Below are 15,423 nucleotides of genomic sequence, written 5' to 3' on the forward strand. Positions count from 1 at the left end.
GGGAATGGACCTTAAGACGCTTACCTACCTCATCGTCGGCGCCAGCTTTGCGCTGTACTTCGGGATCGCCCTCTACACCACGGCGCGCAGCACGGGCGACTTCTATGTGGCCGGCAAGGGCGTGCATCCGGTCGTCAACGGCATGGCCACGGCCGCCGACTGGATGAGCGCTGCCTCCTTCATCTCCATGGCCGGCCTGATCGCCTTCCTGGGTTATGGCGGCTCGGTCTACCTGATGGGCTGGACCGGCGGCTACGTGCTGCTCGCCATGCTGCTGGCTCCGTACCTGCGCAAGTACGGCAAGTTCACGGTGCCCGAGTTCATCGGCGACCGGTACTATTCCAAGGCCGCCCGACTGGTGGCGGTGGTCTGCTTGATCTTCATCTCCTTCACCTACGTCGCCGGCCAGATGCGCGGCGTCGGCATCGTGTTCTCGCGCTTCATGGAAGTGAGCGTCGAGACCGGCCTGATCGTCGGCATGGGCATCGTGTTCGTCTATGCGGTGCTGGGCGGCATGAAGGGCATCACCTACACCCAGGTGGCCCAGTACGTCGTTCTGATCTCCGCCTACACGGTGCCGGCGGTCTTCATCGCCTTCAACCTCACCGGCAACCCGGTGCCGCAGGTCGCGATGGGCTCGGAGCTGACCTCGGGCGGTTACATGCTCGACCGATTGAACACCCTGGTGACCGATCTGGGCTTCGCGGCCTACACCGACGGCAACAAGACGACCATCGACATCTTCTGCATCACGCTGGTGCTGATGGCGGGCACCGCCGGCCTGCCGCACGTGATCGTGCGTTTCTTCACCGTGCCGAAGGTGCGCGACGCCCGCTCGTCGACCGGCTGGGCTCTGGTCTTCATCGCGCTGCTCTACACCGTCGCCCCGGCGGTCGGCGCCATGGCCCGCTACAACCTGACCACCACGATCCAGAACGGCGACGTCGGCGTCGCCACCGCGAACCTCGAGTACGAGCAGCGCCCCGAGTGGTTCAAGCGCTGGGAGAAGACCGGCCTGCTGGCCTTCCAGGACAAGAACGGCGACGGCCGCATCCAGTACTACAACGACAAGAATCCGCAGTTCGTCGAGAAGGCGTCCGCCTGGGGCTGGAAGGGCAACGAGCTGACCGTCAACAACGACATCATGGTGCTCGCCAACCCGGAGATCGCCAACCTGCCGAACTGGGTGATCGCGCTCGTGGCCGCCGGCGGCATCGCCGCGGCGCTGTCCACAGCCGCAGGGCTGCTGCTCGTCATCTCCTCCTCGATCTCGCACGACCTGATGAAGGGGGCGCTCACCCCGAACATCACGGAGAAACAGGAACTGACGGCGGGCCGATTGGCCGCGGCGGTCGCCATCCTGATCGCCGGCTACCTCGGCTGGAATCCACCGGCCTTCGTGGCGCAGGTGGTGGCCTTTGCCTTCGGACTGGCCGCAGCGTCGCTGTTCCCGGCGATCCTGATGGGCATCTTCTCGCGGACGATCACCCGCGAGGGCGCGATCGCCGGCATGCTGACCGGCCTCATCTTCACGATGGGCTACATCCTGTACTTCAAGGGCATCTTCATCGCGCCGCTCGCCGCCGACGTTCCGGCCAACTGGATGCTCGGCATCTCCCCGGAGGGCATCGGCTCGGTGGGCATGCTTCTGAACTTCCTGGTGGCCTTCGCCGTCAGCAAGATGACGGCGGCCCCGCCGCGCGATGTGCAGGAGTTGATCGAGACCATCCGGTTGCCGGCTGGCGCCGGAAGCGCTCACAGCCACTGACGCGGCTGGATCGGATGACCGAGTGAGGACAGCGGCCCCCGCGACACGCGCGGGGGCCGCTGTCCCCTTTTTATCCCGCCAGTGCTGCGGAGCCATGCCGTGAACGCCGAACCGACCGACTTCCACGACTTCCTGGGGCGGCACCACCCGTTCGACCTGCTGCCGCCCGACGCCCTGGCCGAGGTCAGCGGCAACCTGACCGTCCGCGACATCCCGCGCGGCACCGTCGTCATGACGCCGGGTGAGCCGGCGAACACTCTGTACATCGTCTGTTTCGGCGCCGTGGAAACCCGCAGCCCGGACGGCGATTTGCTCGCCCGGCTGGGCGAGGGCGAATGCTTCGGCGTGCGCGCGATCCTGCGGGGCGGCATCACCGTCAACCGCACCGAGACCATCGAAGACACGCGGCTGCTGCTGATGCCGTCGGAGATGTTTGTCCGGCTGCGCCGCAACCACCTTCCCTTCGCCTATCACTTCGCCGCGTTCGAGGGCGGTCGTTTTCAAGACGCCGGGAACGTGGTTGCGGAGACGCGGGGGTCCGATCTGCTCAACAAGCGCGTCGGGAATCTGCTGATCCGCGGTCCGGTGACGGTCCCGACGGACACCCCGATCCGTGATGCGGCGCTGACCATGCGCAACGAGCGGGTGTCCTGTGTGATGATCACCGACGGCGGGGCGCTGGTGGGCATCCTCACCGACCGCGATCTTCGGAACCGCGTCGTCGCCGAAGGGCTGTCCATCGACGCGACGGTGGAACGGGTGATGACCCGCGATCCGCTGCGCATATCGGTGACGGACTATGCGCTCGATGCGCTGATGCTGATGTCGCGCCACAACATCCACCATGTGCCGGTGATGCGGGATGGCGCCGTGACAGGCTGTCTGACCGCGACGTCGGTGATCGAGAGTCACACGGCTTCGCCCGTCTTCCTGGCCCGGAACGTCCACAACGCCGAATCGCCCCAGCGGGTGCAGGAGGCGATGCAGCGCTTGCCGGGGTTGGTCCATCAGTTGACCGAGTCCGGCGCCACGGCGCACAGCATCGGGCACATTGTGTCGGCGCTGACCGACGCCGTCACCGTCCGCCTGCTCCGCCTTGCTGAGGAGAGCCTCGGCCCGCCCCCGGTCCCCTATGCCTGGCTGGCCGCCGGGTCGCAGGCCCGCCAGGAGCAGACGGCGCTGTCCGACCAGGACAATTGCCTGCTCCTGCACGACAGCTACCACGAGCAGGAACACGGCGCCTATTTCAAGGCGCTCGCCGACGCCGTCTGCCATGGGTTGAACGCCTGCGGCTACGTTTACTGCCCGGGCGGGATGATGGCGATGAACCTGCAGTGGCGCAAACCGCTGTCTGTCTGGAAGAGCTGTTTCCGCCGTTGGATCGAGGAGCCGGAGCCCAAAGCGCTGATGCTGTCCTGCGTCTTCTTTGATCTGCGGCACGTCCACGGCGATCCGGGATTGTTGAACGAACTGCATGATTTTGTCCTGGAAAAGACCAAGTCCAACCGGATATTCCAGACTTACATGGCGGGAAACGCGGTTTCGCGGCACCCGCCCATCGGATTCTTCCGCAACCTCGTGCTGATCCATGGCGGCGAACACGACCGGACACTCGACCTGAAGCACAACGGCGTGGTACCGATCGTCGACATCGCCCGGCTCTACGCCCTGGCCGCCGGAAGCCCGGCCGTCAACACCGCTGACCGGTTGCAGGCCGCGGCAGCGGCACAGGCGCTCAACCAGAAGACCGCCGTGGACCTGATGGGTGCGTTGGAGTTCATTGGCATCACGCGTCTGCGTCATCAAGCGCGGATGGCTCGCGAGGGCAAGCCGACGGACAATTTCCTCTCTCCTGTAGAGTTGTCAGGTTTCGAAAAAGGCCATTTGAAAAGTGCTTTCTTCGTGGTCAAGACAATGCAGGCCGCGATAGCATCGACCTATCAACTGGGACGTTTCTAGCGGCTGGTTTTCCTTACAGACCATTGATTGTTTCAGGTGGGTTCATGCTTTTTGAAATCATCATCGTCGTCTGCGCGGCCTTCGCCCTGAGCGGCGTGGTGCTGATCCTGTCGCGGCTGCTTCGCGTCCGACTGCCCAAGGCGGTGATTCCGATTGTGGCGGCCATCGGCATCGTGGCCGCCACCGCATGGCTTCGCCACAGTTGGGCCGACCGCGTCACCTCGTCCCTGCCTGAAGGGTTGAGCGTCGTCGCGACGGTTCCCTACAGCAGCGTGCTGGAGCCCTGGACGCTCGTCCGGCCCCGCGTCGGTGGCCTGATGGTCTTGGATGGGCGGGAAACCATGCGTCATCCCGATCACCCCGATCTGGCGATGGTGTCCATTCTGTTGGTGGAGCCGAACGCGGAAACGATCAAGAGCCGGCACATCGTCGACTGCGCCAAGCGTCGCCGTGCGCCGGTCACCGCCGACACGACCTTTGCCGAGGATGGGCTGCCGAAACCGGAGGCCTGGCTATCCGACGAGGAACCCAAGGCATTGTACGGCGAGGTTTGCAAATTGTGAATCGGCACGGGAACGCGTTGACGACAATGGAAACTGAAGGATCCCGGCCGCGCGCTGTTTCACAGGTCAGTCTGTCTGTGGCCTGACATGACCTGTCGGACCACAGACAGACTGCCCCTGAACCACACACGAATTGACCCGGGGACGGCCCGCTTCGGCACCACCATCAAGGCGGCCACAATCCTGCCGGCCGATCCAGTCTTGACCGAAGTGATGCCCGCGCCATCACCGAGGTTTCTACCCACGCAACGAAACTCGGCACACGCGCATTCCCAACGGCTGATAGCCGGAGTGCCCGTCACCTCACCAACGTTGCGGCCGGTCGAACAAAACTCTTCCGGCCGCGTTTGAACCCCATGAGGGGCGCAGCTATTCCCCCGAAGGCGTCGGCCTCGTCATCGGCGTCGAGCACGATCATGTCCGCCCATCCGCCGACCGCGATGCCATAGTCCGCGACCCGCATCAGTCGGGCGGCCCCGTTGGAGATCATATCGAGGCAGTCGCCGAAGCTTTCAGGCCCCAGATGCATGAGGTTCGCATAAAGATTGCCCATCCGGATCAGCGAGCCGTCGCCAAAGGGCGTGAAGGGATTCAGGACATTGTTGGTCGCAACCGAGACGGCAACGCCGCCTTCCGCCAGCTTATGAACCGGCGCCACCCCGCGCGGAGCCCGGTGGTTGGCATCCCGCCCGTTGAGATAGAGATCCGTCGCGGGCAAGGCCGTCACCCCCACGCCGGCATCGGCCAGGAGCGCGATCATCCGCCCCAGCGCGGCATCATCGATGGCTGCGAGCTTGGTGGCATGGCCGACGGCGACCCGCCCCCGCCAGCCCGCCGCCACCGTACGCCGGCAGATCTCCTCGAGATGGGACCAGCTGGGATCGAGATCGAAATCCAGATGGAAATCGAGATCGACGTCGTGCGCCACCGCCAAGGCGAAGATCCGTTCCATCTGCAGGGAAGGATCGGCATCGGTGTAAGGACAGCCGCCCAGGAGATCGGCCCCCTCCGCAAGGGCCTGGGTCAGCAGCCGCTCGACCGCCGGGTCGTGGGTCATCCCCTCCTGCGGGAAGACGCAGATCGACAGATCGATGGCGAAGGCATAGTCCCGCTTGAGCCGCTTCATGGCCTCGAAGCTGCGCAGGCCGACCAGCGGGTCGAGTTCCACATGCGTCCGCATGTGCATGGTGCCCTGCGTGATCGCACGCTCCAGGGTGCGGGCAGCGCGCTCATAGACATCCTCGACCGTGAACTCCTTTTTCAGGCCGGACACCGCGGCGATCGCCCCCTTGAGTCCGCCGCCAGCGTCGCGGCACCGGCAGAGCAGGCAGGACTTGTCGAGATGGATGTGCGTATCGACCAGCCCCGGCAGGACGAGGCGCCCGCCGGCATCCTCCTCGACGACGGCCTCAACGACGGCGGCACCGGCCAAGGCAGGGCCGATGGCGACGATCCGTCCCCCCCGGACCGCGATGTCCTGCGGGGCATGCCCTCCCCTCAGGCGGGCGTTGCGCAAGAGAAGGTCGAAAATGTGGTTCTGCGTCATCTCGGATCCGGCGTGACATTTGCATGCACAAACAGTATGCACTTTTAATGCCAGCCCAACCACACTTGCGGAGTTCCCAATGAGTGAGATGACCGAACGCGATCTGCAGGCCGTGAAGGATTATCTGGATGCCTCCATGGCTCCCGATCCCGTGCGCGCGGCGAAACATGTGGCCCCGGGTTTCATCTGCCGCTTCACCGGGCATCGCGTGTTCGACACGCCGAGCGGGCCGACCGGCTTCAACGCCGCCCGCTACAAGTGGGTGAAGAAGCGGATCGAACGCTATGACGTGGTGCCGGGCGAGACGGAAACCATCGTCTACAGCCTTGGCTACCTGTATGGCGCCTGGCCGGACGGCACGCCTTTCGACAACAACCGCTATGTCGACCGCTTCGTGGTGCGGGACGGGCTGATCGTCGAAACCGATGTCTGGAACGACAGCGCCGAGTGGATTCTCGACCCCTCCTGCGCGCGCTGACCTGGCCCGCTGACCTGAATGCCTGGCGCCCTTATTCGGTGTAGGGCGCCAGGATATCCATGAGGTCCCGGCTCCTGGTGCCTGAGTTTTGCAGAAGCGCGCGGGACGCCACGGCCTCCAGATGCTCGTCCATGAGGGCGCAGGCCTTGTCGGCGGGGCCGGTCCGGATCGCCTCGATCAGTTCCAGATGCTCATTCACCGCGCATTCGGACGAGTGGGGACGGCTGAAGACGGCCAGCGACAATCCCGCGCGGTAGCAGATCTCGGTCACATAGCGGATCAGAACGGGCTTGCCGGTCATTTCCGCCAGCCGGACATGGAATTCCGTCGCCAGGCGGATGGAAATCCCTTCGGCGCCATGCCGGGCCTGATGCTCGGCCTCGACGATGGCCTTCAACTGCTTCACCTGGGCCTCGGTCAGTTTGCCGGCCAGATGCCGGACGACCTGACGCTCAAGATCGACCCGGATGTCGAAGATGTCCCGTGCATCCTCGAAGGACGGCACGGCGACCACGGCGATGCGGTTCCGGCGCAGATCGACAAGGCCTTCCGCCGCCAACTGCCCGAGCGCACTGCGGGCGATGGTCCGGCTGACGCCGAAGCGTTCGCCCAGCGAATCCTCCGGCAGCCGGTCCCCCGGTGAGAGCGCCCGTTCGATGATCGCGCGCCGCAAGGCCGTGCAGATCACCGCGACACGGTCGCCCCCGGTTTTCCTCGAACGCTTTTCCTCGGCCATCACCGCTCACTCCTGCCCCGCTCTGCATAAGGGAGGTCAGGCGCGAATTCAACGTCGCCCAATGCCGCATTTGAATGCAACAGCCTCGCCCGCCTGCACAAATCAAGCGCATACAGTGATTGTACACACTTCTGCGGCCAAAAGCCCGTCGCTCTTGGCATGAAGCGCGGCCCGCTCCGGACGTTGGCGCACCTGTTGCATACAGTTCATCAGTCCGTCACGAGGTGCGCCGCATGTTCCCATCCCAAGCCATCCAGCATGGCCGCTCTTCCATCGCCGTCGAGCTGTCCCAGGCCGCCGTCTCGTTCGGCACGCCGGGCAAGGCGGTCGCAGCCCTGCAGGAAACGAATCTTCGGATTGCCGATGGCGAATTCGTCGCTCTGGTCGGCCCGTCGGGCTGCGGGAAGTCGACGATCCTGCGGCTGACGGCGGGCTTGCTGCAGCCGACCCGGGGGGCCGTTCTCGTCGGCGGGCGCGAGGTGGCGGCCAAGGCCCTGCGCATCGGCATGGCCTTCCAGAATCCGACCATGCTGCCCTGGCTCACCATCGAGCGGAACGTCATGCTGCCGTTGAAGATCGTGCGGCCCTTCCGCTCCGACTACCGCGCCAAGCGCAAGACGGAGTATCGTGACCGGGTGCATGCCCTGCTGGCCGATGTCGGGCTCGATAAATTCGCCGGCCATTATCCCTGGCAGCTGTCGGGCGGGATGCTGCAGCGCGCGAACCTCTGCCGCGCCCTCATCCATGAGCCGAGCCTGCTGCTGCTCGACGAGCCGTTCGGCGCGCTCGACCAGTTCACCCGCGAGGAGCTGTGGGGGACGATGCAATCCCTGTGGCTGAAGCGCAAACCGACCGTCCTGCTCATCACCCACGACCTGAAGGAGGCGGGATTCCTCGCCTCGCGCGTCTGCGTGATGAGCGCCCGCCCCGGCCGCATCATCAACGACAGCGCCGTCGACTTTCCCCGCCCGCGCACGATCCAGATGACCTTCGACGCCGATTTCGTCGCCCTCAATCAGCGCCTGCGCGACCTCATCATCGACGCGCGCACCGACACCGCCATCCGCGGAGCCTGAGCCATGAGCTACGAACTGCGCCGCCGCCTGTGGGCCGCCATCCTCATCCTCGGCTTCTTCGCGGCTTGGGAATTCCTCTGTCTCGCCCTTCAGGTCTCCGATCTGGTCCTCCCCCGCCCGACCCAGGTCTTCGCGACGCTGGTCGATCGCCTCGGCATCCTGTGGCCCCATGTGCTGCAAACCCTCTGGACCACGATGATCGGCTTCGTCCTGGGCGTCACCGTCGGGGTGGTCATCGGCGCGGCCATCGGCGTTTCCCGCACCGCCTACGACACGGTCTATCCCCTGCTGATCGGCTTCTCCTCGATTCCCAAGGTCGCGGTGGTGCCGATCTTCGTGCTGTGGTTCGGATCGGGTGCCACGCCGGCCATCCTCACCGCGCTCGCGATGTGCTTCTTCCCGATCGTCGTCAACATCGCGACCGGCCTCGCCACCACCGAGCCGGAGCTGGAGGACGTCCTGAAGTCGCTCGGCGCCAGCAAGCTCGACATCCTTTGGAACGTCGGGCTGCCCCGCACCATGCCCTTCTTCTTCGCCTCGCTGAAGATCGCCGTCACCTTCGCCTTCGTCGGCAGCGTGCTGTCCGAAACCGTCGCCTCCAACAAGGGCATCGGCAACGTGATGATGACGGCCTCCTCGAACTTCGACGTGCCGCTGGTCTTCGCCGGCCTCTTCCTGCTCGCCGCCCTCGGCATCCTGCTCTACGTCGCCTTCTCGCTGGTCGAGGCGCGCGTCACCGGCTGGGCCACCCGTCGCCAGGGCTTTGCTTCCGCCTGAACCTTCATCCCGAAACGGAGCCTACCATGTTGAAAAAGCTTCTCTCGACGCTCGCGCTCGGTCTTTGCCTGAGTGGGCCGGGCCTGAGCGGGCCGGCGTTGGCCGAAACCAACATCAAGTTCACGCTCGGCTGGAAGACCCAGGGCTCCGACGCTCCCTTCCTGCTGGCGCAGCAGAAGGGCTACTTCAAGGCCGAAGGGCTGAATGTCACCATCGACCAGGGCGAAGGGTCGGCGGCCACCGTGACCCGCATCATGTCGGGCGCCTATGACGCCGGCTTCGGCGACGTCAACGCGATCATCCAGAACGCAGCGACCCGCCCCGGCGAGGTGCCGATCATGGTCTATCAGCTCTGGAACAAGCCTCCCTTCGCCATCGTCTCGAAGAAGACGACCAACATCACCAAGCCCGCCGATCTCGTCGGCAAGAAGCTGGGCGGCGCCCAGGGCACCCCGACCACCCGCCTTGTCACCGTGCTCGGCACGCTCAACAAAGTCGACATGAGCAAGGTCGCCATCGAGAACATGGGGCCGAACCTGCAGGAGCCGATGCTGATCAAGGGTGATATCGACGGCGCCCTGGTCTTCAACATCACCAGCTGGTTCAACCTGATCAACAACCGCCAGGACCCCGCCAAGGACTATAATTGGCTGCTGTTCGGCGAGTTCGGCCTCGACCTCTATTCCAACGGCATGATGGTCTCGCAGAAGCTGATCAAGGAGAATCCGGACGCCGTCGCCGGCCTCGTCCGCGCGGTGAACAAGGCGGCCGTCGAGATCGGCCTGGATGCCGAGGCCGGGGTGAAGGCGGTCCTCGCCTACGACAATCTGGCCAAGGAAGAGCTTGAACGCGCCCGCATGAAGTTCTCCTACGAGCAGCTCATCCTTTCGCCCGAAGTCGACAGGCTCGGCCTTGGCGATGTGGACGACGCCCGCCTCGCGCGCTCGATCGGCATCATGGTCGAAGGTTATCAGCTGACCGCCACGCCCAAGCCGGAGCAGATCTTCACCCGCCAGTTCCTGCCCCCGCCGGCCGACCGCAAGCTCGCCTACAAGACCAACTGACAGCAGGAAAAAGCCCGGCCGGAACAGGCGGCCGGGCTTCGTTTCGGCAGGGCGGCCGTCCTGTCAAACTCCGTGATCATTTCGCCTTCATGGCCAAGCCCCACCAAACGGCAGCGGCGGCTTCACCACGTTGTTGGTGTCCACGAAGGGCTTCCCTGAGAATTCAGCGCGGTTTTCTCCATGGACCGCCGCTATCGGACAGCCAGCACCGTCCGGAACCCCAGATGGCTCGCTCCGAGGCCGACCTCCTGCGCATGGCGTGACGCCGGCCGGTACCGCTGGCAGAAGTTCTGCGCGCAGAGGAAGGAGCCTCCTTTGATCACCCGGCTGGGGACCCCTGGCTGTCGGGGATCGTAACTGTCCTCTTGCCGGGGACCGGTCGGGTTGACACCGCCCAGACCGTCATGCCGCGGCTGATACCAATCCGACGTCCATTCCCAGACATTGCCGATCATGTCCCGCAGCCCGTAACCGTTCGCCGTGAAGCAGCCCACGGGGGCGGTCGCCAGATAGCCGTCGCCCCGCGTGTTCTGGATCGGGAAAAACCCCTGCCACGTGTTGGCCATCGCCACGCCCTGGGGCGTGAACTCGCCGCCCCAGGCGTATGGCGCCCCATCCAGCCCGCCCCGGGCCGCGTGTTCCCACTGCGCCTCGGTGGGGAGTTCCCGACCAAGCCACCGCGCATATGCGATGGCATCGTTGTACGTGACATGCACCACGGGATGGTTCTCGCGGCCCCCAATGTCGCTGCCAGGGCCCTCCGGATGGCGCCAGTTCGCTTCGGGAACCAGTCGCCACCACGTGTCGCTCCTCCCGGCCGGGGAGGTCGGATCGACGAAGACCACGGAGCCGGACGGCTGCCGCGCACCGGCGCCGGTTCCGTCCACGACGCGTTCCGCCTCGGTGACATACCCCGTCGCTTCGACAAACCGGCGGAACTGGGCGTTCGTGACTTCGGTCCGGTCCATCCAGAAGCCATCGACGCTCACCCGCGTCACCGGTCCTTCCTCGCGGTAATGCTGGTCGGAACCAATCCGGGTATCGCCCCCCGGAATCCACACCATGCCGGGAGGCGCCTCCTTCGTGCCGGGGGTCGCGGCGGAACCGTCGCACAGCGTGTCCTGCGCGACGTTCGGCATGGCTGGGGCCGGAGCAGGCCAGGCGAACATCGCCAGTCCCGCGGCAGCACCAATCCCGGCCGTCATAAGTGCCGTGATGAAGACTGCGCTTTTGTTGGCCATGTCTGTCTTTCCTTGCGATCGGCCGCATCCCGGTCATGGCCGGCGGCCGTTCCATGACCGGCCGCCGGCGTCGCATCGCTTACCATTCAAGCTCCTGGTAGTAGCGCGTGCCATTGCTGTACTGAAGCTGGCCGGCGATCTTCTCATCGAAGATCACACCGTTCTTCTCCCGGTACTCATCCCAGGAGGTCATCATCTCCTTGGCCTTTTCCGGTCGGGCATCGACGAGGTTGCGGGTCTCGCCGGGATCATCGGCAAGATTGAAGAGCTCCCACCCGCCGGTTCCCCAGGGCTGGTTTACCCAAACCAGCTTCCAGTCGCCCTTCCTGATGGAGGCCCGTCCGAACAACTCCATCCCAAACACATGATCCTTCGGGTGGGCGCGATCGGATCGGCCGTTCAGATAGGACCAGAGAGAGGTTCCCTGCATGGGATGAACGGCGCGCCCCTTGTGGCTGTTTCCAGGGTGCTTGACCCCGGCGGCCTCAAGAAAGGTCGGCGCCAGATCCATCACCGAGGCGATCTGGTCGTCGATCTTTCCGCGATGCGCCAGCTTGGGGTACGAAATGATGGTCGGTGAACGGACGCCGCCCTCGGTCGGGAACGCCTTGAACAGGCGGAAGGGGGCGGCGCTCACATGGCCCCAGCCCGGCCCATAGCCGACGTAGGAGCCCGGACGCCCTATGTTGTCCAGGCTGTTGTCGAAGGTTTTCTCGACCCACGCGGCGGGGACAAGGTCCAGAATGTCGTTCCCCTCGGCGCCATTGTCGGACAGGAAGACGATGATGGTGTTGTCGAACTCGCCGATCTCCTTCAGGTAGGACACCAGCCTGCCGACGTTCTGGTCCAGGGCATCGACCATGGCCGCGTAAACCGCCATACGGCGCGCTTCGACATCCTTCTGCTGCTGGGAAAGCTGCTCCCATTTCGGCCAGAGCGCGGGCGGCTCGGACGGCGTCATGGTGGCCGGGATCAGCCCCGCAGCCTGCATGCGCTTGAAGCGCTCGTTCCGGATGACCTCGTATCCCGCCTTGTAGGTGTCCTTGTACTTCTCGATGAGGTGGTCGGGCGCCTGCAGGGGAAAGTGCGGCGCCGTGTAGGCCGCATAGGCAAAGAAGGGCTTCCCATCGGCCTTGTTGCTGCCGATGTATTCGATGACCTTGTCCGTGTAGAAATTCGTGGTGTAGTCGATCTTCGGCAGCTCGACCGGCTTGCCGTTCTCGCGGTAGCGCGCCTTGGTCGTGCCCTTGCCGTCGGGCGGCGGCGCGTTGCCGGTCTGGTCGAAGAAACCCGCCCCGCCCTGGAGCATGGCGTAGGACCGATCGAAGCCGCGCGCCGGAGGGCTGAGCTCTTCCGTCATGCCCAGGTGCCACTTCCCGGCCATGTAGGTGTGGTAGCCCGCGTCGCGCAGCAGTTCCGGGAACGGCACGACGTTGGTGCCGAGGGTGCCCTCGTAGCCGGCCTTTCCTTTCTGCTCGGGCGTCGGCAGTTCCGCCATCGTCCCCAGCCCGGCCACATGATTGTCGGTGCCGGCCATCAGCATGGCCCGCGTCGGCGAGCAGGCCGGTGACACATGGAAGTTGGTCAGTTGGAGACCGGAGCGCGCCAGGGCGTCGAGATTGGGCGTCTGGATCTCGCCGCCGAACGCACCGATGTCCGAATAGCCCAGATCGTCGGCAAGGATCAGCAGGATGTTGGGACGCTTGTCGCCCCCCGACGGGCCGGCACCCGTCCGGACGTCCGCCGCCATGGATGGGCAGGCCAGAACGGCGCTGGCGGTCACCGCCACGATGGCTCCCAGCGCCAGCCTCGTCCGGAATGATGCGGATCTGCGCATTGCCTCTTCCCCCCTCTTTCTGATTTCAAAGTCCGCCCTCGCCGGCCGGCCCACGCCAGCCGCAAGGCCGTCAGGCGACATCGCCATGCCGCGTCGGTGTGGATGCGCGTTCGGGAGCCCGCGCGCGGGCCAGCGTGCGTCGCATGGCGAGCACAATCGGGCGCTCGACCATTTTCCCGTCGAGCTGAATGACGCCGTCCGGAGCGTCCTTCCAGGCCGCGACGATCCGCTCGGCGTCGGCGACCTCGTCCGGTGTCGGTGTGTAGGCTTCGTTGATGGTCGGAACTTGGCCCGGATGGATGGCCATCTTCGCCGTGAAGCCCAGAGACAAGGCGCGTAGCGCCTCGGCGCGGCACCCGTCGGCGTCGCGGACCTCGACGAATGGCATGTCGATGGCCGGAATGCCGGCCCGCGCGGCGGCATGAACGACCCGCGATCGACCGTGCAGAAGCCCATCCCAGGACGCCGGGACGCCGAGTTCAGCCGCCAGATCCAAGCCTCCGAACATGACGGCGCTCACCCGTCGGGACGCGGCCGTGATGGCGGCGGCCTGATCGACCCCACGCAACGTCTCGATCTGAGCCACCAAGCGAAGATCGAGTCCCGCTTCGGTCAGCAACTGATCGACCCAGCAGACCTCCTCCGGCGAGTCGATCTTGGGGATGACCACGGTGCCCCCCGTCGGGCGTGCGTCGATGAGGGCGAGCGCATCGCGCATCCCCGCCACGCTGCGCGGCGTGTTGATGCGTATCACGCGGTCGGGACCGCCACTGCCACCGTTGCCGCCACCCGCCAGGAAGCGCATGGCCGCGGCACGGGCATCCTGCTTGTGAGCCGGCGCCACGGCGTCCTCCAGATCCACGCAGACGGCATCGGCGCCGGCGGCGAGCGCCTTGTCGAAGCGGTCGGGCCGCGATGCCGGAACAAACAGCACGCTGCGCCAGCCGAGATCGTCCATCGCGCGTCCCCCTCCTTTCCTTGGCCTGTGCGGCGACCCGGCCGTTGCGAGCGTCCATGCTCCTGGAAAAAAGGCGAAGCCTCCGCCGGGAGCGATGCGCTGGGAACGGCCGGATCGGGTTTGGTTTCAGACGCGCTCGCGTGGGGCGAGGGCTTCCGGCGCCTTGTGGAAGACGCCGTCCTTCATGATCGCGAGGAGGCGCTTCCGGTCCTGCAGGATGGCGACATCCGCGAGAGGATCGCCGTCGACCAGCAGCAGGTCGGCCAGACAGCCCTCCCGGATCATGCCCAGCTCGTCGCCCATACCCATGATCTGGCCGGCGGACCGGGTCGCGGAGACCAGCGCCTCCATCGGCGTGAAGCCGAGCAGATTCACGAAGATCTCAAGGTCACGGGCGTTCGTGCCGTGCGGCTGCCACGCGAACCCGTAGTCGCCGCCGGGAAGCACACGGATGCCGCGCTTGTGCATCTTCCTCATGCTGTCGACCGCGATTTCCAGCTCGCGTTCGTACTGCTGCGACAGCGGCGACCCGGGGGCGATGCCATACGCGCCCGCTTCCCGGGCCGTGGTGAGCAGCCACGCCAGACCGGGCGCCACGAAGTGCCGGTCCTTCACCGCTTCCAGCATGTCGAGGGCTTCCTCGTCCGCGTAGGAGGCGTGAAAGATGCCTTCGATGCCGAATTCGACGCACAGCTTGACCGATTTGGAGGAGCGGGCGTGCGCGCACAGGGTCTTCCCATGCATCTTGGCTTCGCTCACCGCCACGGCGATCTCTTCGCGCGCCATCGGGGTCACCTCGGCCCCAACCCCGGTGATCTCCTCACCCGACAGGTTCAGCTTGATGTTGTCGACGCCGTATTTGATGAACTTGCGGACGGCGCGGCGGACCTCCTCCGGCCCGGAGACGATCATGCCGAAATTCAGGCCCTCATGCTCGATGTGCGGCGGCGAGGTGTCGCCAAGCCCGCCGGGCGTGGCAATCTCCTGGCCCGCCGCGCGGTACCGCGGCCCGGGGATCTGGCCCGCGTTGATCGCGTTGCGGATCACCACGTCCAGGCGCGGCTTGGCGGCGGCGGCGCCGAAGCCGGCCGTGAATCCCGCATCCAGCACCAGCTTGGCCATGTCGGCGGCGAAGAGGACATGCTCTTCCGGCGGCATCTGCTGAATGGCCGCGAGCGTGGGCTGGTTGTTCCACGACAGGTGCAGGTGCGAGTCGATGAGGCCCGGCATCAGCGTGGCGCCGCCACCGCTCACATGGCGGTGGGCGTCGCGGGAGATCGTCCCTTCCTGCCTGGAAATCTCGGCGATGCGGTTGCCTTGGACCAGCACTTCGCCGGCGAAAGGCTGCTCGCCGGTGCTGTCGAGGACGCGCACGTCGGTAAAGAGAGTCGTTTGCATCGTTTCCTCCGGTCGATCGGGA

Annotated in this window: 13 protein-coding genes; 7 read left to right on the top strand and 6 right to left on the bottom strand. The window is 65.6% G+C overall.

Annotated elements, in window-relative coordinates:
- Nucleotides 1-4 precede the first annotated feature (4 nt).
- The 3 genes from AMK58_RS11045 (at nt 5) to AMK58_RS11055 (ending at nt 4,290) form a co-directional block, all read left to right on the top strand.
- Nucleotides 5-1,768, top strand: a complete 1,764-nt coding sequence (locus AMK58_RS11045; protein WP_035671874.1) for a sodium:solute symporter family protein — start codon at nt 5-7, stop codon at nt 1,766-1,768.
- Between the two features lie 99 nt (nt 1,769-1,867).
- Nucleotides 1,868-3,727 carry a DUF294 nucleotidyltransferase-like domain-containing protein gene (locus AMK58_RS11050; RefSeq protein ID WP_035671807.1) on the top strand — a complete coding sequence of 620 codons (1,860 nt, stop codon included), beginning with the start codon at nt 1,868-1,870 and terminating at the stop codon, nt 3,725-3,727.
- Between the two features lie 44 nt (nt 3,728-3,771).
- Nucleotides 3,772-4,290, top strand: coding sequence for a hypothetical protein (locus AMK58_RS11055; protein ID WP_035671809.1), 519 nt, complete (start codon nt 3,772-3,774; stop codon nt 4,288-4,290).
- A gap of 298 nt (nt 4,291-4,588) precedes the next feature.
- Here the strand turns inward: AMK58_RS11055 and AMK58_RS11060 are convergent, their stop codons facing one another.
- Nucleotides 4,589-5,836, bottom strand: a complete 1,248-nt coding sequence (locus tag AMK58_RS11060) for an amidohydrolase family protein (RefSeq protein WP_035671812.1) — start codon at nt 5,834-5,836, stop codon at nt 4,589-4,591.
- A 79-nt stretch (nt 5,837-5,915) separates the two neighbouring features.
- On the opposite strand from AMK58_RS11060, the gene AMK58_RS11065 reads away from it, so the two are divergent.
- Complete coding sequence (locus AMK58_RS11065) at nt 5,916-6,314, top strand: nuclear transport factor 2-like protein (RefSeq protein WP_014198525.1); 399 nt, start codon at nt 5,916-5,918, stop codon at nt 6,312-6,314.
- A gap of 31 nt (nt 6,315-6,345) precedes the next feature.
- On the opposite strand, the gene AMK58_RS11070 is transcribed toward AMK58_RS11065, so the two are convergent.
- Nucleotides 6,346-7,050, bottom strand: coding sequence for a GntR family transcriptional regulator (locus AMK58_RS11070; RefSeq protein ID WP_035671816.1), 705 nt, complete (start codon nt 7,048-7,050; stop codon nt 6,346-6,348).
- A gap of 233 nt (nt 7,051-7,283) precedes the next feature.
- Here AMK58_RS11070 and AMK58_RS11075 point away from each other — a divergent pair, with 233 nt between their 5' ends.
- Genes AMK58_RS11075 through AMK58_RS11085 form a run of 3 tightly spaced genes read left to right on the top strand, consistent with a single transcriptional unit; the run spans nt 7,284 to nt 9,967 of the window.
- Nucleotides 7,284-8,126, top strand: coding sequence for an ABC transporter ATP-binding protein (locus AMK58_RS11075; protein WP_059398894.1), 843 nt, complete (start codon nt 7,284-7,286; stop codon nt 8,124-8,126).
- Nucleotides 8,127-8,129: 3 nt separating this feature from the next.
- On the top strand, nt 8,130-8,903 hold the full coding sequence (locus AMK58_RS11080) for an ABC transporter permease (RefSeq protein WP_035671819.1): 774 nt from the start codon (nt 8,130-8,132) through the stop codon (nt 8,901-8,903).
- A gap of 26 nt (nt 8,904-8,929) precedes the next feature.
- Nucleotides 8,930-9,967 carry an ABC transporter substrate-binding protein gene (locus AMK58_RS11085; RefSeq protein WP_035671822.1) on the top strand — a complete coding sequence of 346 codons (1,038 nt, stop codon included), beginning with the start codon at nt 8,930-8,932 and terminating at the stop codon, nt 9,965-9,967.
- A gap of 191 nt (nt 9,968-10,158) precedes the next feature.
- On the opposite strand, the gene AMK58_RS11090 is transcribed toward AMK58_RS11085, so the two are convergent.
- The 4 genes from AMK58_RS11090 to AMK58_RS11105 form a co-directional block, all read right to left on the bottom strand.
- A complete protein-coding gene (locus tag AMK58_RS11090; RefSeq protein ID WP_079285073.1) occupies nt 10,159-11,208 on the bottom strand; it encodes a formylglycine-generating enzyme family protein in 1,050 nt (349 codons plus the stop codon).
- A gap of 79 nt (nt 11,209-11,287) precedes the next feature.
- Complete coding sequence (locus tag AMK58_RS11095) at nt 11,288-13,045, bottom strand: arylsulfatase (protein WP_079285072.1); 1,758 nt, start codon at nt 13,043-13,045, stop codon at nt 11,288-11,290.
- 70 nt (nt 13,046-13,115) lie between these two features.
- The gene (locus tag AMK58_RS11100) at nt 13,116-14,003 is read right to left on the bottom strand and encodes an HpcH/HpaI aldolase/citrate lyase family protein (protein ID WP_051140120.1); all 888 of its coding nucleotides are present in this window, start codon (nt 14,001-14,003) and stop codon (nt 13,116-13,118) included.
- 126 nt (nt 14,004-14,129) lie between these two features.
- The gene (locus AMK58_RS11105) at nt 14,130-15,377 is read right to left on the bottom strand and encodes a metal-dependent hydrolase family protein (protein ID WP_236778112.1); all 1,248 of its coding nucleotides are present in this window, start codon (nt 15,375-15,377) and stop codon (nt 14,130-14,132) included.
- Nucleotides 15,378-15,423: the final 46 nt, after the last annotated feature.

Origin of the sequence: Azospirillum brasilense (assembly GCF_001315015.1) — a bacterium.
Classification (GTDB): domain Bacteria; phylum Pseudomonadota; class Alphaproteobacteria; order Azospirillales; family Azospirillaceae; genus Azospirillum; species Azospirillum brasilense.

Bases quoted from the DNA above. Each gene is read 5' to 3' on its own strand.
- AMK58_RS11095 (WP_079285072.1), bottom strand. From the start codon at position 13,045: ATGCGCAGATCCGCATCATTCCGGACGAGGCTGGCGCTGGGAGCCATC.
- AMK58_RS11100 (WP_051140120.1), bottom strand. From the start codon at position 14,003: ATGGACGATCTCGGCTGGCGCAGCGTGCTGTTTGTTCCGGCATCGCGG.
- AMK58_RS11080 (WP_035671819.1), top strand. From the start codon at position 8,130: ATGAGCTACGAACTGCGCCGCCGCCTGTGGGCCGCCATCCTCATCCTC.
- AMK58_RS11090 (WP_079285073.1), bottom strand. From the start codon at position 11,208: ATGGCCAACAAAAGCGCAGTCTTCATCACGGCACTTATGACGGCCGGG.
- AMK58_RS11065 (WP_014198525.1), top strand. From the start codon at position 5,916: ATGAGTGAGATGACCGAACGCGATCTGCAGGCCGTGAAGGATTATCTG.
- AMK58_RS11060 (WP_035671812.1), bottom strand. From the start codon at position 5,836: ATGACGCAGAACCACATTTTCGACCTTCTCTTGCGCAACGCCCGCCTG.
- AMK58_RS11055 (WP_035671809.1), top strand. From the start codon at position 3,772: ATGCTTTTTGAAATCATCATCGTCGTCTGCGCGGCCTTCGCCCTGAGC.
- AMK58_RS11085 (WP_035671822.1), top strand. From the start codon at position 8,930: ATGTTGAAAAAGCTTCTCTCGACGCTCGCGCTCGGTCTTTGCCTGAGT.
- AMK58_RS11045 (WP_035671874.1), top strand. From the start codon at position 5: ATGGACCTTAAGACGCTTACCTACCTCATCGTCGGCGCCAGCTTTGCG.
- AMK58_RS11075 (WP_059398894.1), top strand. From the start codon at position 7,284: ATGTTCCCATCCCAAGCCATCCAGCATGGCCGCTCTTCCATCGCCGTC.
- AMK58_RS11070 (WP_035671816.1), bottom strand. From the start codon at position 7,050: ATGGCCGAGGAAAAGCGTTCGAGGAAAACCGGGGGCGACCGTGTCGCG.